Genomic DNA, 14,016 nt, shown 5'->3' with positions numbered 1-14,016 from the left:
CAACAACACTTATCCTGCATGGGTGATGCTCGACCTTGGCGAGTCCAAAACGGTCTCGGCAGCAGTCATGTACGGCCTTTTGACGAACTATGCCAACGCCAATCAGAAGCAGTTCGATAATTTCGAGATTTATGTTGCCGAAGATACGACAAACTGGGGTTCGCCTGTCTCAATTAACGAAAAAGAGTCAGGCTACATTCGTTTCGATTTCGACCCTGTAACGGGACGATACGTAAAATTCAAGGCCAACGAAGGTGCAAACATACGCATAGCCTGGATCAGGGAGTTTGCTGCATTCGGCCAATGATGCTGAAATAAATGTCGATAGGTCAAAGGAAAAGGTTCACATACAGGCAATAACCTGTAGTCCTGATATTTTAACAAGTGCAAGTTTAGCGGCTGGAAAGATGTTAATACCGGCGTCGAGCTATTACTATTTTAGTACCTTGCGCTGAAAGCAGTCCGGAAGATTCATCATCTGTCTGTATTTTGCGACCGTTCTGCGGGAGATATTGATCCCGCTCCCGCGTAAAAGCTCTGCAATCTCCACGTCGGCGAGAGGAGAGTTTTTGTCTTCTGAATCGATTATCTCGCGGAGTTTGTCCATGACCGGGTCCTTCTCGACCTTTGCGAAGAAGGCTCGAAGGGGAAAGATGCCGGACGGTGTCTCTATGTACTTATCCCTGACGGCGCGGGATATTGTCGAGGAGTGCAGACCAAGGGCGTCTGCAACGTCCTTCATAAGAAGAGGGTTAAGCGACACGCACTGTCCGCTGAAGAAGTCGTAGTTCTTGTGCAGTATCTCTCCCGCGATACGGTTAAGGGTGTCCCTGCGCTGCAGTATCCCTTTGATGAACATCTGCGCTCTCTCAAGCTTGGACTTGGCGAATTCAAGTTCCTCTTTTGAGAACTTCTTCGGGTTTTCGAGTATCTCCCTAACTTTTGAGGAAAGCCTGAGGGGGGGCAGGGGACCCTCGTTAATAACTATCTCCAGATTGTTGTCCCGGTATCTCAGGCTCATATCAGGCTGGACAGACCCTGAGGAGATGTTTTTGAAGTTGCGTCCCGGTTTGGGATCAAGGGAAGCGATGTTTTCAAAAGCTCTGGCAATGTCGCTGGTATCCAGCCTTAGTTTGTGCGCAATGGACGTTATCCGTCTTTGCAGAAGAAATTCAAAGCATTCAGCGACAATCCTCATTTCCGGACTCTTTTCAGCGTACCCGAGAACATTGAGCTGAACGAGAAGGGCCTCCTGTATGTTCCTTGAGGCGATACCTACCGGTTCAATTGTCTGGATTTTTTGCCTCACTTTCTCGACTACATCGTCTTCAACATCAAACTCCGAGGCAATCTTTGAAAGCTCCTCATGGAGGAAGCCGTCTTCATCCAGACCGTCCAGGATATAGCGGGCTATGCGGTATTCGAGGTCGTTATCCGAAAACTCCTTCGCAATTCTGCGCATCATGTGCTCTTCCATCGAGGAGCGATCGGAAAACATGGAGCCAGGTTCCTGCGTATCTTCGTATTCGCCGTAGGATGCCTCGCCGGAGGGATAGAAATCATCAACCGAAAACTCATCCGGGGTCTCGGCCTCTCGCTCCAGGGGTTCGGCCTCGATTATCTCAAGCGCAGGGTTTTGTTCAAGCTCGACATGCAGCATCTCCTCAAGAGAAAGTATGTTCGCCTGCAGGATTTCCAGTCTTAATCTCATCTCCTGCGTCAGGTGAAGGGCAAGTTCAGTTCTTAAAGATGTTTCTAATCTTTGCTCTCCTGAGAAGGAAGCTTGCCTCATATCTTGAATTCCTTGCCCAGATATACTTCCCTGACTTTGGGATCAGCTACAAGCTGCTTGGAGCTTCCTGAAACAAGAATCCTTGAGTCATACATAAGGTATGTCCTGTCCGTTATCTCAAGAGTTTCTCTTACGTTGTGGTCGGTGACAAGAATGCCGATGCCGTCATTCTTTAACAGTCTGACTATTTTTTGAATCTCTCCACGTACTATGGGATCGATACCGGTGAAGGGTTCGTCCAGAAGCAGGAACTTCGGTTCGGTTGCAAGCGCCCTTGCAATCTCGACCCTTCTTCTCTCGCCGCCTGAAAGAGTGCCGCCCTTTGACTTGCGCAGGCCTTTTATCTCAAACTTCCCAAGAAGCGTCTCGGTCTTTTCATGTATCTTTTCCTTGGTATAACCCCTTAGCTCGAGAACCGCCCGTATATTATCCTCGATACTCAATTTTCTGAATACGGACGGCTCCTGCGACAGATAACCTATGCCGAGTCTTGCACGCTTGAATATAGGCATCTCGGTAATATTAGTTCCGTCTATCTCTATCTGTCCGCTTGTAGGCTGGGTAAAACCTATTATCATCGAGAAGGTCGTTGTCTTGCCGGCGCCGTTAGGACCAAGCAATCCCACAACCTCACCCTGGTGAAGCTCAATAGAAACGTTCTGCACAACCGTCCGCTTTCCGAACTCTTTTCTCAGGTCAATCGTCTTGAGTACGCTTGAGTCGTTACTCTTCTTCGGATTTTTTCTCTTTCCAGTAGTAGGTGCCATTTACTCCTCCTGAGAAGATGAGTTTTTCACTGTTTTTAACGCTTAAATCTATATCGAGTGCAGGCGAGGTCAAAACCACTGAATCCTCGCCCTCGGTTCGATACTTCGTTCTCACCGAAGGGTAAAGATATATCTCATTTATCTTTCTTTCGGCAATATAGAAATGAGCGGAGTCCGAGCTTATCACGCCGTCAGTATTCCTTATAGAAGTTTTTCCGAAAGCGTATCCTTCGTCTTTATTGTAGTAAAGAATCAGGGTGTCGCAAGATACCGTGGCGTCTCTCGTAAAGACCTTCACGTCCTCGGCGGCGCTCGCCGTCTCGTTTTTTTGCGAAAGATGCATGCGTTTGCTTCTTATGTTGAATGAGGTAGAGTCCTTTTCGTCCGTGAGTCCTGGGTTGCGCAGGATCGAGCCTTCGTTCGCCTCAAGGTCGTATACCGCATCATCGCCTGTCACGAGGATTCCCTCTTCCTTGTCCCTTATCTGGACACCATAAGGTATGCTGGCTTTCCTGGTGCGGTGATTGATTACGAGTTGGGGAGCCTTTATCTCGGTTTTGTCCTTCGTGACAACAACGCGTTTGTGCAGGTATGATATTTGGTTCTCAGTGTCGAATCTCAAAGAATCAGCAGTTATATCAACGCCCTGAGTTACTATTTTAAGCGAGTCCACTACGATGAGGCTGTTCTCCGAGGGTGCGAACCATGCCTGGGCTCCTTTTATGTCAAGCTTAGAATCGTACAAGTGGACTCCGCCGACAAGATGGGTCACTCTCGCCGAACCCTCCCGCAGTATCTCCATCTTTTCGGCCTCGAACTCCAGCTTGGAAAACACGAACATCAATAATACAATCACGGATTCTCGCCCTCAATATTATAATCGGTTGAGCCTTCAATCTTTTCCTTTATCTCGATTTTAGCAAGGTCAGCATCCGATATGAGCCCCTTTCCGCGCACCTCTCCATCCTTCGAAATGATAAGCACCTCGGCATCGGTTTCAATTAGAGCCTTACGGTTGAGCCATGCAAGTGAATCTGTTCTGAGAACGGTGCTGTCGTTAGTTACAACTATCACATGGCCGTAGGCAAAAAGATCGCCGGTGCGGTTGTTAACCACTCCGGAATCGCACGTAACCTCGGATGTGGGCTCTTTGTCAGGGCCAAGAAAGGTTATGTTTGGTTCAAGGACGACTATCTTCGAGCTTTTATCGTAGTAGAATGCACGCTTTCCCTCAAGATAGTAGCGTTTCTTTCCTGTCGAGCTTTCTTCCATCTTGATGTTGTCGACGATCTGGCTTGGGAGTTCTATCTCTTTTGCGTCTTTTTGCTCCTCTTTCGAGCAAAAAGTCAGTATAACGATACAAATGAGCAACCATCTTTTTTTCATCACTCGCCCCACACAAGCCATTCTGAAAGGTTATTCCTGAAGAAGGGCTCGAAGAAATACCCCGGATCAGCCCCAGGGGAGCCTATTTTGACCCATATCCTCTTATTCTTGAATCCACAAGCGACTGGCAGGAAGCTTTTACCCGTTCTCTTCGAGAAAAGTTGAGGAAGCACAGAAACTTCGTACCCCGGGTAGGGAAAACCAAACTTCATTCCCTTTGCTCTTCGGGTCTTATCGAAGAATATGGCAACAAAGGTGCCTTGTCTCAAATGCCTTGATGCGGACGCTAAGTCCCTTATCTCGTAAAGGCCTGCCCTGCGCCTCATCGAGGCCAGGTAGCGGTCGAAAAGCTTCATCCTCTGACTGCCGGTTATTGCTCCTATGCGGTACCCTTTCTGACTGAATATCTCCGGCAGAAGTTCCCAGGGGCCGTAATGAAACAGGCCAACGATGCCGGATGCAGAATTGTTCTTCAAATCGATGATGTGCTTCTCTCCCTCGACATCAGCATTCTCTGAGATCGTTCGCGTGAAGGACGTACCTATCTTGGCCATGAGCGCAAGATTAGAGGATATCCTCTTAAGGTAATCGGTTTCTGTGCGGCCTGCGCCGGGCACCACCCTTGAAACGCTTTCCCGCGCCCCTGGTGTTAAGTTCATGTATAGTTTTATCATGATATATACAATAAAGCGGGATATGTCGAATGGAAGTATTCTAAGAGATAAAATGATAAAAACTAAAAGCACGGTCTATCTCCATTGCCTGGTCAGCCGGTTTTCTTTCCTTCAAGAGCGAGTCGTTTGGACGATGAGTATTCGTGAATGCTTTTCAGGAATTCATGGAAGAGGGGGTGGGGTCTTAACGGTCTTGACAGGAACTCGGGATGAAACTGCGTCGCGATAAAGAAGGGGTGTTCGCTGATTTCAATTATCTCTATAAGGGTGCCGTCAGGGGATACGCCCGAGCATGTCAATCCGCCTCGCTCGAGCTCGCCCCTGAACGCAGGATTGACCTCGTAACGGTGCCGGTGCCGCTCGAAGATGACTTCTTTCTGGTAGAACTTCTGAGCCTTGCTTTGGGGTTTTAGGATGCAAGGATAGGAGCCAAGACGCATGGTACCGCCCTTACGGTAGACGTTCTTCTGCTCAGGCATGAGGTCTATCACTGGGTTGGGGGTCTTTGAGTCGAACTCGGTGCTGTTGGCGTCCTCGAGTCCGCATTTGTTTCGCGCTATCTCTATTACCGCTATCTGCAGACCTACGCAGAGTCCCAGATAGGGAATCATCCTTTCCCTTGCAAGCCTTGCTACGCTTATCTTTCCTTCGATTCCCCTCGTGCCGAACCCGCCCGGAACGATGATGCCGTCGACATCCTTCAGCCTTTCAATGTCTGCATCTTCCACATTGCTCGACTCCACCCACAAAAGATCGATGATTACGCCCTCTGCAACCGCTGCGTGGCTGAGCGCTTCGAGCACGCTCTTGTATGCATCCTTAAGGCCTGTATACTTCCCGACAAGAGCAATCCGGACTACCTCCGTTCGACCCTTCTCGCGTTCAACGAAGTTCTTCCAGGCCGCAAGATCGATAGGATTCTCGGCAAGACCGAGTTTTGCAAGAATCAGTCTGTCCAGTTCCTGCTCATGAAAGACAAGAGGGACCTCGTAGATGCTTGAAACGTCGGGTGCGCCTATTACCGCCTTCTTCTCCACGCTGCAGAAGAGGGATATCTTTTCCTTTTCCGCGACCGGGAGGTTCTCGGTGGACCTTGCAACGATGATATCGGGCTGGATGCCGGTGGAGCGCAGATCGCGTACCGAGTGCTGAGTGGGCTTTGTCTTGAATTCACCCGATGTCGGAATATAAGGAACAAGCGTCACGTGAACGTAAAGAACATTCTCGGTGCCCAGATCGAGTCTCAACTGTCTTATCGCTTCGAGAAACGGCTGACCCTCGATGTCGCCTACTGTGCCTCCAATCTCGCAGATAACTACGTCAACCGCGTTCTTGGAAGCAAGTCTCGTTATTCTTTGTTTTATCTCGTTTGTTATGTGAGGGACTACCTGAACGGTTCCGCCCAGGAACAGTCCTTTCCGTTCCTTGTCTATGACGTTTTCATAGATCTGACCGGTTGTATGGTTGTTATCCCTTGTCAGGTTTTCGTCGATAAAGCGTTCGTAGTGGCCGAGATCGAGGTCGGTCTCGGCGCCGTCCTGGGTAACAAAGACCTCGCCGTGCTGGTAAGGATTCATTGTTCCGGGATCCACGTTAATGTACGGGTCAAACTTCTGCATGCTAACGCGGAATCCCCTGCTCTTCAGGAGAAGCCCGATTGAGGATGCCGCTATGCCTTTTCCAAGCGATGAGACAACGCCGCCGGTAACGAATATATATTTTGCCACGGGATTTATTTTAACTGAATTATAGAATTAGTCAAGCTTTTTCTAGCAATTAAAGTGCCAAATATAAAAAGAAGCGGGACAAAGTCCCGCTTCTTTTTAGAAATCCGCTACTTGCACTTATTCAAAAACCACGATTTTTCCTGAAAGGCACTTATCCGGCGTTCTCATCCGTACGAAGTAAACCCCTTTCGCGAGTCCAGAAGGAAGGTTCGCGCTATGTCTGCCGGCTGAGGGTGTTGCGCTGTATAGCGTTCCTATTGACCGTCCTAGAGCATCGTACAAGGTCAAATCAGTATAGGACCTTCCGTCTGCCTGGAAGAAGACCTTGCCCGCTTCAAAAACGAGCGCGTCGCAGGGTTTAGTCTCTGGTTTCTCTTCAATCGAGCTGTTTATGTTGTTCTTTACGAGCGGAGCATAGCGGGATGCAGTATCAAACTCAGGGTCTCCCTCCCCATCCCTGCTCGCAATGGTCATAACGGGTCCTACATGTGATGCAAGCCACTGGTAGTTTATCGTCATGCTCGTATCAGCCATGAACGGTATGGGGCCGAGCATCACGGTTATAAATACGGTATCGTGTACGAGCACGCGCAGGGCTTCAAAGCTGCCCTTCGGCACCGTTACCGTTCCCCATGCATCCACAAGGCTTGTTTTGTGCTCGCGGTATGTAACAACGACAGGCGCAGGATCCAACGCTACCGTGTCCATTAAATAGAGCGAATCGCTCCACTGGGAGCCCATCTTCAAAGGCAAGGGCAGGAACGTTTGTTCGGGATCGCACTTGCCCATGAGGGCGAGTGTATCCACATTAAACGTTACGCCCAACAGCCTCATCTGGATAGCCGTTGTCCTGAGGTATTGCCACATGTCGCCCGAAAGCGAATCGTTACCTACGCCGGTCGTATGATATACGTACTCGGCCTTTGGGAAAAACGTATCCCAAGCGGTGCCTTCCGGTGCGAGCACCTCGAACAAAGCGGTGTCGCCCGTCACAAGTCTTGAAAAATCCCAAGTTCTGGGCCCCCCAGGTTTTCCTACATCCACGATTACCTCGCTAGCGGTGTCGCTTACGAATTCCGCGTTGTAGCCTATTGTCGGAAGGTCGGCTTCGGTAAATTCCGGCTGGGCCGCCAGCGGAAGAGAGCAAAACAGAAATACTACTGCAAAGTATTTTTTAATCATCTTTTTCCTCCTTGGAGTCAAGGATTATTATATGCGTGGAACATTAGTTTGTCAAGTTAACTATTTTTCGTCACCGATGATGACTGGCTTGACAAAATAAGGAATTTGGTGATTATTATGAATACCTAAAAATAGGAGGCGTACTATGAAACAAGTCGCAGTTATACTTATTACAATCCCTATCCTGCTCGCAGCATCCTCGCCAAATATGCGAATAGGCTATTACGGGCACTCGATGTTCGAGATAGTTTTGCCCTCGGGTGTCCGAATCGTCACCGATCCTTTCGTGCCTGACCCAAGCATACAGAGTCCTTTTCCCACAGGCATCCAGGCCGATATCGTAGTGATGAGCCACAATCATACAGACCACTCGAATTCAGCAGGTGTTGCCGGCTCGCCAGATCTAATATCCTGGTCGAGCGGCACCTCTCACGGCATTCAGTTTATTGCAACTCCCGTGAGGCATTTCCCGGGTGGAGGCATTGGTCAGAACAATATCATGACATGGGAAGCCTCGGGTCTCAAGTTCAACCATATGGGAGACTACGGCGACACGGCACTCTCTGATTCAGAGAAGACGGTGCTTTCAGGGTCCGATATGCTCTTCATCCCGGCAGGCGGTGCAGGAACCACGATAGACGCTGTAAAAGCGGACGTTTTCATTACCCAGACCCAGCCACGGGTCTCCTTTCCAATGCATATCTGGGGTCTTACGCTGGAGGATATCAACTCATCATTCACCCACCCGGTAACTATACTCGAGGGTTACTGGATCGCAGTAGACCCGGACAAACTTCCTGAAGGTACTGTAATCTGGGAACTCAGACAGCCGACACCCTCCTCCCAGGCTGAGCTTGCGGCCGACCTAGAGGCTACTTCGGTGAAGGCTAACCTCAAGTCAGGTTCATATACTTTTACTCTTGACGTGAAGAATAACACAGCCAGAGCGCTCAATGATGCATCATGTTTTATAAGTGTTTACGACAGTAATTCGCTCGTTTTTGCCGACACCGGTATTATAGATTTACTTTCTAACGGAACTGCCCAGTTCGAATCCATGGAGTATGAACCTGCTTCAAGTCAGGAGTACACTCTATTCGGCGAGGTAGTGTATCCTGCTGACGGTGCTCCTCAGAACGACACCGTTTCGGCAAAAGCCAATCTCTCAGGCACAGAAGAGTTCCCGCTTAGAGAGCTACTCCTTGAAATCCGGCACGGCGAACGCGGAGTCGTGTTTTTCGATTACTCGGCGCCTTCAAGCGGGGCAAGGCTTTCAGTCTACGATGTTAGCGGAAAACTCGTCGATTTCTTTTCCCTCGAACCAGGTTCCGGTAAATCTTTGCGCTACGAAAGCTGCGGACTGCTCCGTTCGGGAGTCTATTTCGCCCGCCTTTATGTGGATAACGGCTCGCTAACCAGGAAATTCATAGTCTATTGACGAGTTTTAAGAATGCAGGGAGCTGGGGTTTTATTAACGACCGCGCTCTGGGCAGTCATACAGAACTATCAGTAGCTGACGATTTATCTTGACAAAATCATGCATCGATATAGACTATCCTTTTAATCTCGGAGGAAAAATTGCGTGATTCATACGATCTGGTCATCATTGGAGGAGGTGTTATAGGTGCATCCGCTCTGTGGAACATCAAAGCTCAAGGTTTCAAAGGAAACGTAGCGCTCTTTGAGCGCGGCGACGCCCTGGCAGAGGAGACCTCAGCAAAATCCGCAGGCGCATTCCGCAATCTGTGGGGCTCCCGAATCAACCTCGACATGTGCAACTACTCCATACGCTTTCTCGAGACCTTCGAGAAGGATTTTTCAATCCCCATAGGCTTTCACAAGCACGGCTACCTCTTCACGTTCTACGAGAAGCGCTGGAACGAGATCAAGGCGTACAAGCCCAATCTCGACGCGGCAGGCGTCCGCTCCGAACTCCTTTCCCCAGAAGAGATAGAAAAAAGGGTTCCGGGGCTTAAGGCAGGCGTATCCCACATGGATCCCGATATCGTCGAGTTCGCCGGATTCGAACCTATTACTGGCGGCCTTTTCGGGCCCGACTGCGGTTCGTTTGACCCTTCGGCTGCGGCAAAAGGCTACGTAGAGCGTACGGAGCGCGAGTATTCCTCCTCGGTCGAGGTGCATCTTCGAACCGAAGTGAAAAGAATCGAGTTCGATAATAACAAAGTAAAGGGTATAGAGCTATCTAACGGCCGTCGCATAGGCGCCGGCATGCTTGTTGTAGCCGCAGGTCCCTGGTCAATGCAGCTTCTTGCAGCGTCAGGACTGCGCGACGACGAGAATCTGCCCGTCGAGCCTCTAAAGCGCCAGCTCTTCATCACCAACCTTCCCGATGTACCGGGTTACGAACACATACCGCTCACCATCATAGACCGGGGCATATACTTCAAGTACGAGACAGGCAACCTTCAGATAGGCCGCGCAGACCCAGAGCAAAAACCCGGTTTCGACCAGAGCCCCTCACTTGCATACTACAAGGACGAAGTTGCGCCCTACATGCAGGAGCGCATCCCGGCTGCCGCACACTGCAACGTGAAGAATATGTGGGCGGGTCTCTACAGCATGACCTTACCTGACCACAACGGCATCCTTGGACAGCATCCTTCCTATCCCGGCCTCTATCTAGCCAACGGATGGTCCGGCCACGGCGCAATGGTCGCGCCCGCAGCAGGCGTTGCACTCGCCGAACTCATCACCCAAGGCTCCTACAAGACCGTTGACGCCCGGCCGCTGCGCTTCGAGCGCTTCGCCGAGCAAGACCTCGTTCACGAAGAAATAGTGATATAGCATACCCCATTAAGAAAGGTGAGTCCCTTTCCATTCGAGAGTGGATAAAGGGTGAGTGAGCATACGTTCGGGTTGACTTTTCCCCCCAAATCCGGAGAATCAACAATGCAAAAACTTGCAGAAGGCAAAACCAAGATAATCTACGACCTTGGGGACGGCAACGTTCACATGGTCGCAAAGGACGCCATTACCGCGGGCGACGGAGCGCAGCGCGATGTTATCCAGGGCAAGGCGGAGCTCGCCACGCGGACCACAGCCAACGTCTTCGAGCTTCTCAACCGCAAGGGCATTCCCACCCACTACGTAAAAAAAGTCGACTCACTTACCCTTCTCTGCAAGCGCTGCGAGATGATTCCTCTCGAAGTAGTCGTGCGCGGAACTGCAACAGGCTCCTATCTCAAACGCAATCCTCTCTCGGTCGAAGGCCAGGATTTTGACCCGCCCCTGCCGGTTGAGTTCTTCATCAAGGACGACTCGCGCCACGACCCGATAATCACCTTTTCTCCCGACCGCTGGTTCCTGCACCCGCCGAAGGAACCGGTATCCGACTCCAACGTTATCGATGAGATGGAACCTATCCTCACAACCGACCAGATAGAGCGCATGACTGAGACCGCGAGAAGGGTCTTTGCAATCCTCTTCGAGACATGGTCAGCCTTCGACGTAAAGCTCATCGATCTCAAGATTGAATTCGGTCGCACCTATGACGGCGAACTGGTCGTCGCGGACGTGGTCGATAACGACTCCTGGCGGATATGGCCTGGAGGCGACAAATCCAAACAGCTGGATAAGCAGGTATACCGCGACACGCGCGACCTTTCAAGCACCGTTTCGAAGTACGCTACCGTAGCCGATTTGACGGACAAGTTCATTGAACTCTGAACTTCATGTACATTAATTCCATCATCCTTTTCCTTCTTCTGACAGGTGCAACGGAAACAAAATCGTCGCAACCTGTGGTCGAAGTCACTAGAGACGGCAATCTTTTTGGCGTCAAGGCATGGATAGATATAGAACGTTCGGTAGAATATACCTGGCCTTACATTTGGGAGTTCAAGTATGTCAGGCATTACGTTGACAACGTCAAGGAGGTGGACTCCCTTAGAGGCGGAGACGGGTGGTACGATTTGACTTACAAGGGCGACTTTCCTTTCCTGCACATCGAGAATACATACCATAAATGGATAATTGAAAAGGGGAAAAAGATAGGCAACAAATCAATAGACTGTGTGATAAAATCGCCGTTCCCGCTTGCCTTGAAGTATGCGGAAGGATTCTGGAAGCTTGAAAAACTGGGCACGAAAAGATGCCGTCTGATTTTCGAACAAAGCCTTGAAGTGGAGGCGGCAGGTCTTGAAGCGCTGTACACCGGAATTGCCCGCAACGACGGCCGCAGGATTCTTTCAAACTTCAAGAAACTGGTCGAGGCCAAGTAGAGTAATGCGTGAATACGTTTCTATAGCCAGAAACTCCTTTTAGCATAATAATCTATTTAAAGACAGAACAGCCCTTAACATCAATATCTTGTGTTGCATCCTTTCCCTCAGAGTCTTAAAAACAGTATGAACTATACTTTAGAGGGTATAAGAGAAAGCTATCTTTTCGTAAAAAAATGTCTTGACTTGCGTGAATTACAGTTTATAATGATCGAAACTAAACAGGGAGACTGGGATGAAAAAAAATCTTTCTAAGAAAACTTGTCTTGTGACAGGCGGTGCAGGCTTTATAGGATCTTCTTTATGCAAGAGGCTTCTTGAAAAAGACTACCGTGTGATTGCTCTGGATGATCTTTCCACGGGTTCTCTTGAAAACATAGATCAGCTGTTCAAAGATGAAAGATTTACTTTTATCAATAAAGATGTCCGCACAGTCCGGCTTGACCGATTTCAGGTTCACGAGTGTTATCATTTAGCTTCGCTGTGCGGGGTTCCGCGAGTTAAGGACGAACCCTTAGAGGTTATGCTAGTAGGGCTAGAAGGAACCTTGAATGTGTTGAAGTGGGCCGGGAGACATCAAATCAGAGTTCTGTACGTCTCCAGCTCCGAGATATACGGGAATCCATCTGTCCATCCTCAGTCTGAAGATTACTGGGGTTATACGAACCCAGTAGGTATGCGTTCGCCATACGTCGAGGCAAAAAGAACAGGTGAAGCCCTTTGCCGTTCTTTCAGGCTCGATAAGAATCTTTCGATAAGAGTTGCAAGGCTTTTTAACGTTTACGGACCTGGATTTCGTGCGGATGATTCGAGGGTTGTGCCTCAATTCATACAGGCTGCAGAAGCCGGTGCCCCTTTGACCATCTACGGAACCGGCGAGTGTACACGCAGTTTTTGTTACGTAACCGACATAGTGGATGGGCTTATCAGATTAATGGAAAAAGACATCGATGGGATAGAGGAGCCAGTAAACCTTGGTTTTCCCGAAGAGATCGATATCCGGAAGCTTGCAAAAATCGTCATCGATACGACAGGAAGCAAAAGTATGGTGCTTTGTGTTAATCCAATATGCGATGATTTACCAAGACGCCTGCCAGACATATCAAAAGCGCAGAAATATCTGGATTGGTCACCTAAGATCGGCATTGAAGAAGGCATTGAGCAAACGGTTAAATGGTTTCGGCAAAAGCTTATCCCTAAGCCCGTTAAGTCAGTTCAGGAAAACCAATAGGTTCAGACAACCAATCTGCATTTAACAAGACTTTTACAGAATGTGCGGTCTGCAAAAAGAAATGAATGTATCCTTCCAGATGTTTTTTGAGTTACAATTATCGATAAACTCGCTGAAAGAGCCGAACGAGTATAACGATATAAGCTTCTCCAGTCGCATAAAAGCCTTCTGTAGTCTTTTGTAATGTCTAATTCGAAGAAATGGAGAGCAGTTGAGTCTCGGCTGATCTGCATCAAACTCCCATGGATGAAAATAAAAAACAGCAGGATAACCGTCGCTGTTAAGTTTTTGAACTGCCTTGCATATGAATTCGAAAGGCAAAAATCTAAAGTATACACCTCCAAGTCCAATGTTTATGCCCGCTATTCTTCCTGTGGCTGGAGGAAACTCCCAAAGCTTACTACCTTGAAGCTTGTACGCAAACCTGGGAGCCTCAGGAATACCGTATCTGTGGTTGAAAACCGGAAAAACGCTCGAGTCGTATTTTAGTCCGATTTCTTCGATTATCTTGAGGGCCCAGAGTGATTTGTTGTTTATTGAGAAGTATGGCGCCCGGTATCCTCTTATTTTATTTCCTGTTACTTTTTCCAGATAATCTATGGATTCCTTGATATCTTTTTTGAACTCCTCAGGTTCTTGTTGATATATGAAACGATGCTTTACCCCATGAGACGCAATTTCATGCCCGGCGTCAAGAATTCTCCTAAGAATCCATTCATGATTGCGGATTGTATCAACAAGAATAAAGAAGGTTGCTTTAGTGTTATGTTTGTCTAGAAGATTTAAAATCAAATCAAGCTCATCGACGATCCGCGAGGGATAAAGACTCCAGTTTTCTAGTACAGGATCAAGCCCGACAAACCATTCTTCTACGTCAAAACTCAAAATATTCTTTATCTTGGTGGTTCCCATGTTACAATCCTTTTTCCGAACAAGAACTCTATTGTCCCCCAAAGCAAACCGGCCTGCGAGAGAGTAAAAAAACCGATAGCAGATAACCATCTTGGAGGTTTTTT

General features: G+C 48.8%; 14 protein-coding genes. 6 read left to right on the top strand and 8 right to left on the bottom strand.

Translation table 11 applies throughout. The features are described from left to right. The coding region (locus tag GX441_12660) for a discoidin domain-containing protein (protein ID NLI99489.1) at positions 1-307 on the top strand (307 nt) is incomplete at its 5' end. A gap of 126 nt (positions 308-433) precedes the next feature. Here GX441_12660 and rpoN read toward each other — a convergent pair. The 7 genes from rpoN to GX441_12625 form a co-directional block, all read right to left on the bottom strand. Continuing rightward, positions 434-1,792, bottom strand: coding sequence for an RNA polymerase factor sigma-54 (rpoN, locus tag GX441_12655; protein ID NLI99488.1), 1,359 nt, complete (start codon positions 1,790-1,792; stop codon positions 434-436). Further along, positions 1,789-2,559 carry an LPS export ABC transporter ATP-binding protein gene (gene lptB / locus GX441_12650; GenBank protein ID NLI99487.1) on the bottom strand — a complete coding sequence of 257 codons (771 nt, stop codon included), beginning with the start codon at positions 2,557-2,559 and terminating at the stop codon, positions 1,789-1,791. The genes rpoN and lptB overlap by 4 nt, the downstream gene beginning before the upstream one ends. Then, positions 2,516-3,415 carry a hypothetical protein gene (locus GX441_12645; GenBank protein NLI99486.1) on the bottom strand — a complete coding sequence of 300 codons (900 nt, stop codon included), beginning with the start codon at positions 3,413-3,415 and terminating at the stop codon, positions 2,516-2,518. The genes lptB and GX441_12645 overlap by 44 nt, the downstream gene beginning before the upstream one ends. Further along, positions 3,412-3,945 (bottom strand): LPS export ABC transporter periplasmic protein LptC, encoded by a 534-nt coding sequence (gene lptC, locus GX441_12640; GenBank protein ID NLI99485.1) that lies wholly within the window; start codon positions 3,943-3,945, stop codon positions 3,412-3,414. Before lptC ends, GX441_12645 begins: the two co-directional genes overlap by 4 nt. Continuing rightward, on the bottom strand, positions 3,945-4,619 hold the full coding sequence (locus GX441_12635) for a hypothetical protein (GenBank protein NLI99484.1): 675 nt from the start codon (positions 4,617-4,619) through the stop codon (positions 3,945-3,947). The genes lptC and GX441_12635 overlap by 1 nt, the downstream gene beginning before the upstream one ends. Before the next feature lie 92 nt (positions 4,620-4,711). Continuing rightward, positions 4,712-6,346 carry a CTP synthase gene (locus GX441_12630; GenBank protein NLI99483.1) on the bottom strand — a complete coding sequence of 545 codons (1,635 nt, stop codon included), beginning with the start codon at positions 6,344-6,346 and terminating at the stop codon, positions 4,712-4,714. 117 nt (positions 6,347-6,463) lie between these two features. Beyond that, the gene (locus tag GX441_12625) at positions 6,464-7,528 is read right to left on the bottom strand and encodes a T9SS type A sorting domain-containing protein (protein NLI99482.1); all 1,065 of its coding nucleotides are present in this window, start codon (positions 7,526-7,528) and stop codon (positions 6,464-6,466) included. A 145-nt stretch (positions 7,529-7,673) separates the two neighbouring features. On the opposite strand from GX441_12625, the gene GX441_12620 reads away from it, so the two are divergent. From GX441_12620 to GX441_12600, 5 genes are all read left to right on the top strand, one after another. Further along, the gene (locus GX441_12620; GenBank protein ID NLI99481.1) at positions 7,674-8,966 is read left to right on the top strand and encodes a T9SS type A sorting domain-containing protein; all 1,293 of its coding nucleotides are present in this window, start codon (positions 7,674-7,676) and stop codon (positions 8,964-8,966) included. A 140-nt stretch (positions 8,967-9,106) separates the two neighbouring features. Continuing rightward, on the top strand, positions 9,107-10,333 hold the full coding sequence (locus GX441_12615; protein NLI99480.1) for an FAD-binding oxidoreductase: 1,227 nt from the start codon (positions 9,107-9,109) through the stop codon (positions 10,331-10,333). Between the two features lie 105 nt (positions 10,334-10,438). Beyond that, positions 10,439-11,215, top strand: a complete 777-nt coding sequence (locus GX441_12610; GenBank protein ID NLI99479.1) for a phosphoribosylaminoimidazolesuccinocarboxamide synthase — start codon at positions 10,439-10,441, stop codon at positions 11,213-11,215. A 5-nt stretch (positions 11,216-11,220) separates the two neighbouring features. Then, positions 11,221-11,769, top strand: a complete 549-nt coding sequence (locus GX441_12605) for a hypothetical protein (GenBank protein NLI99478.1) — start codon at positions 11,221-11,223, stop codon at positions 11,767-11,769. A 235-nt stretch (positions 11,770-12,004) separates the two neighbouring features. Next, the gene (locus tag GX441_12600; protein ID NLI99477.1) at positions 12,005-13,000 is read left to right on the top strand and encodes an NAD-dependent epimerase/dehydratase family protein; all 996 of its coding nucleotides are present in this window, start codon (positions 12,005-12,007) and stop codon (positions 12,998-13,000) included. 33 nt (positions 13,001-13,033) lie between these two features. On the opposite strand, the gene GX441_12595 is transcribed toward GX441_12600, so the two are convergent. Continuing rightward, on the bottom strand, positions 13,034-13,912 hold the full coding sequence (locus GX441_12595) for a DUF3473 domain-containing protein (GenBank protein ID NLI99476.1): 879 nt from the start codon (positions 13,910-13,912) through the stop codon (positions 13,034-13,036). Positions 13,913-14,016: the final 104 nt, after the last annotated feature.

Source organism: bacterium (genome assembly GCA_012517375.1).
Classification (GTDB): Bacteria; Hydrothermota; Tepidihabitantia; order B3-TA06; family B3-TA06; genus JAAYVC01.
The sequence above is the reverse complement of the archived record's forward strand: the minus strand, read 5'-3'. Positions and strand labels throughout refer to the sequence as shown.

Excerpts from the sequence above, each read along its gene's own strand:
- rpoN (NLI99488.1), bottom strand. The coding sequence starts at position 1,792 with ATGAGGCAAGCTTCCTTCTCAGGAGAGCAAAGATTAGAAACATCTTTA.
- lptB (NLI99487.1), bottom strand. The coding sequence starts at position 2,559 with ATGGCACCTACTACTGGAAAGAGAAAAAATCCGAAGAAGAGTAACGAC.
- lptC (NLI99485.1), bottom strand. The coding sequence starts at position 3,945 with ATGAAAAAAAGATGGTTGCTCATTTGTATCGTTATACTGACTTTTTGC.
- GX441_12635 (NLI99484.1), bottom strand. The coding sequence starts at position 4,619 with ATGATAAAACTATACATGAACTTAACACCAGGGGCGCGGGAAAGCGTT.
- GX441_12625 (NLI99482.1), bottom strand. The coding sequence starts at position 7,528 with ATGATTAAAAAATACTTTGCAGTAGTATTTCTGTTTTGCTCTCTTCCG.
- GX441_12620 (NLI99481.1), top strand. The coding sequence starts at position 7,674 with ATGAAACAAGTCGCAGTTATACTTATTACAATCCCTATCCTGCTCGCA.
- GX441_12610 (NLI99479.1), top strand. The coding sequence starts at position 10,439 with ATGCAAAAACTTGCAGAAGGCAAAACCAAGATAATCTACGACCTTGGG.
- GX441_12605 (NLI99478.1), top strand. The coding sequence starts at position 11,221 with ATGTACATTAATTCCATCATCCTTTTCCTTCTTCTGACAGGTGCAACG.
- GX441_12600 (NLI99477.1), top strand. The coding sequence starts at position 12,005 with ATGAAAAAAAATCTTTCTAAGAAAACTTGTCTTGTGACAGGCGGTGCA.
- GX441_12595 (NLI99476.1), bottom strand. The coding sequence starts at position 13,912 with ATGGGAACCACCAAGATAAAGAATATTTTGAGTTTTGACGTAGAAGAA.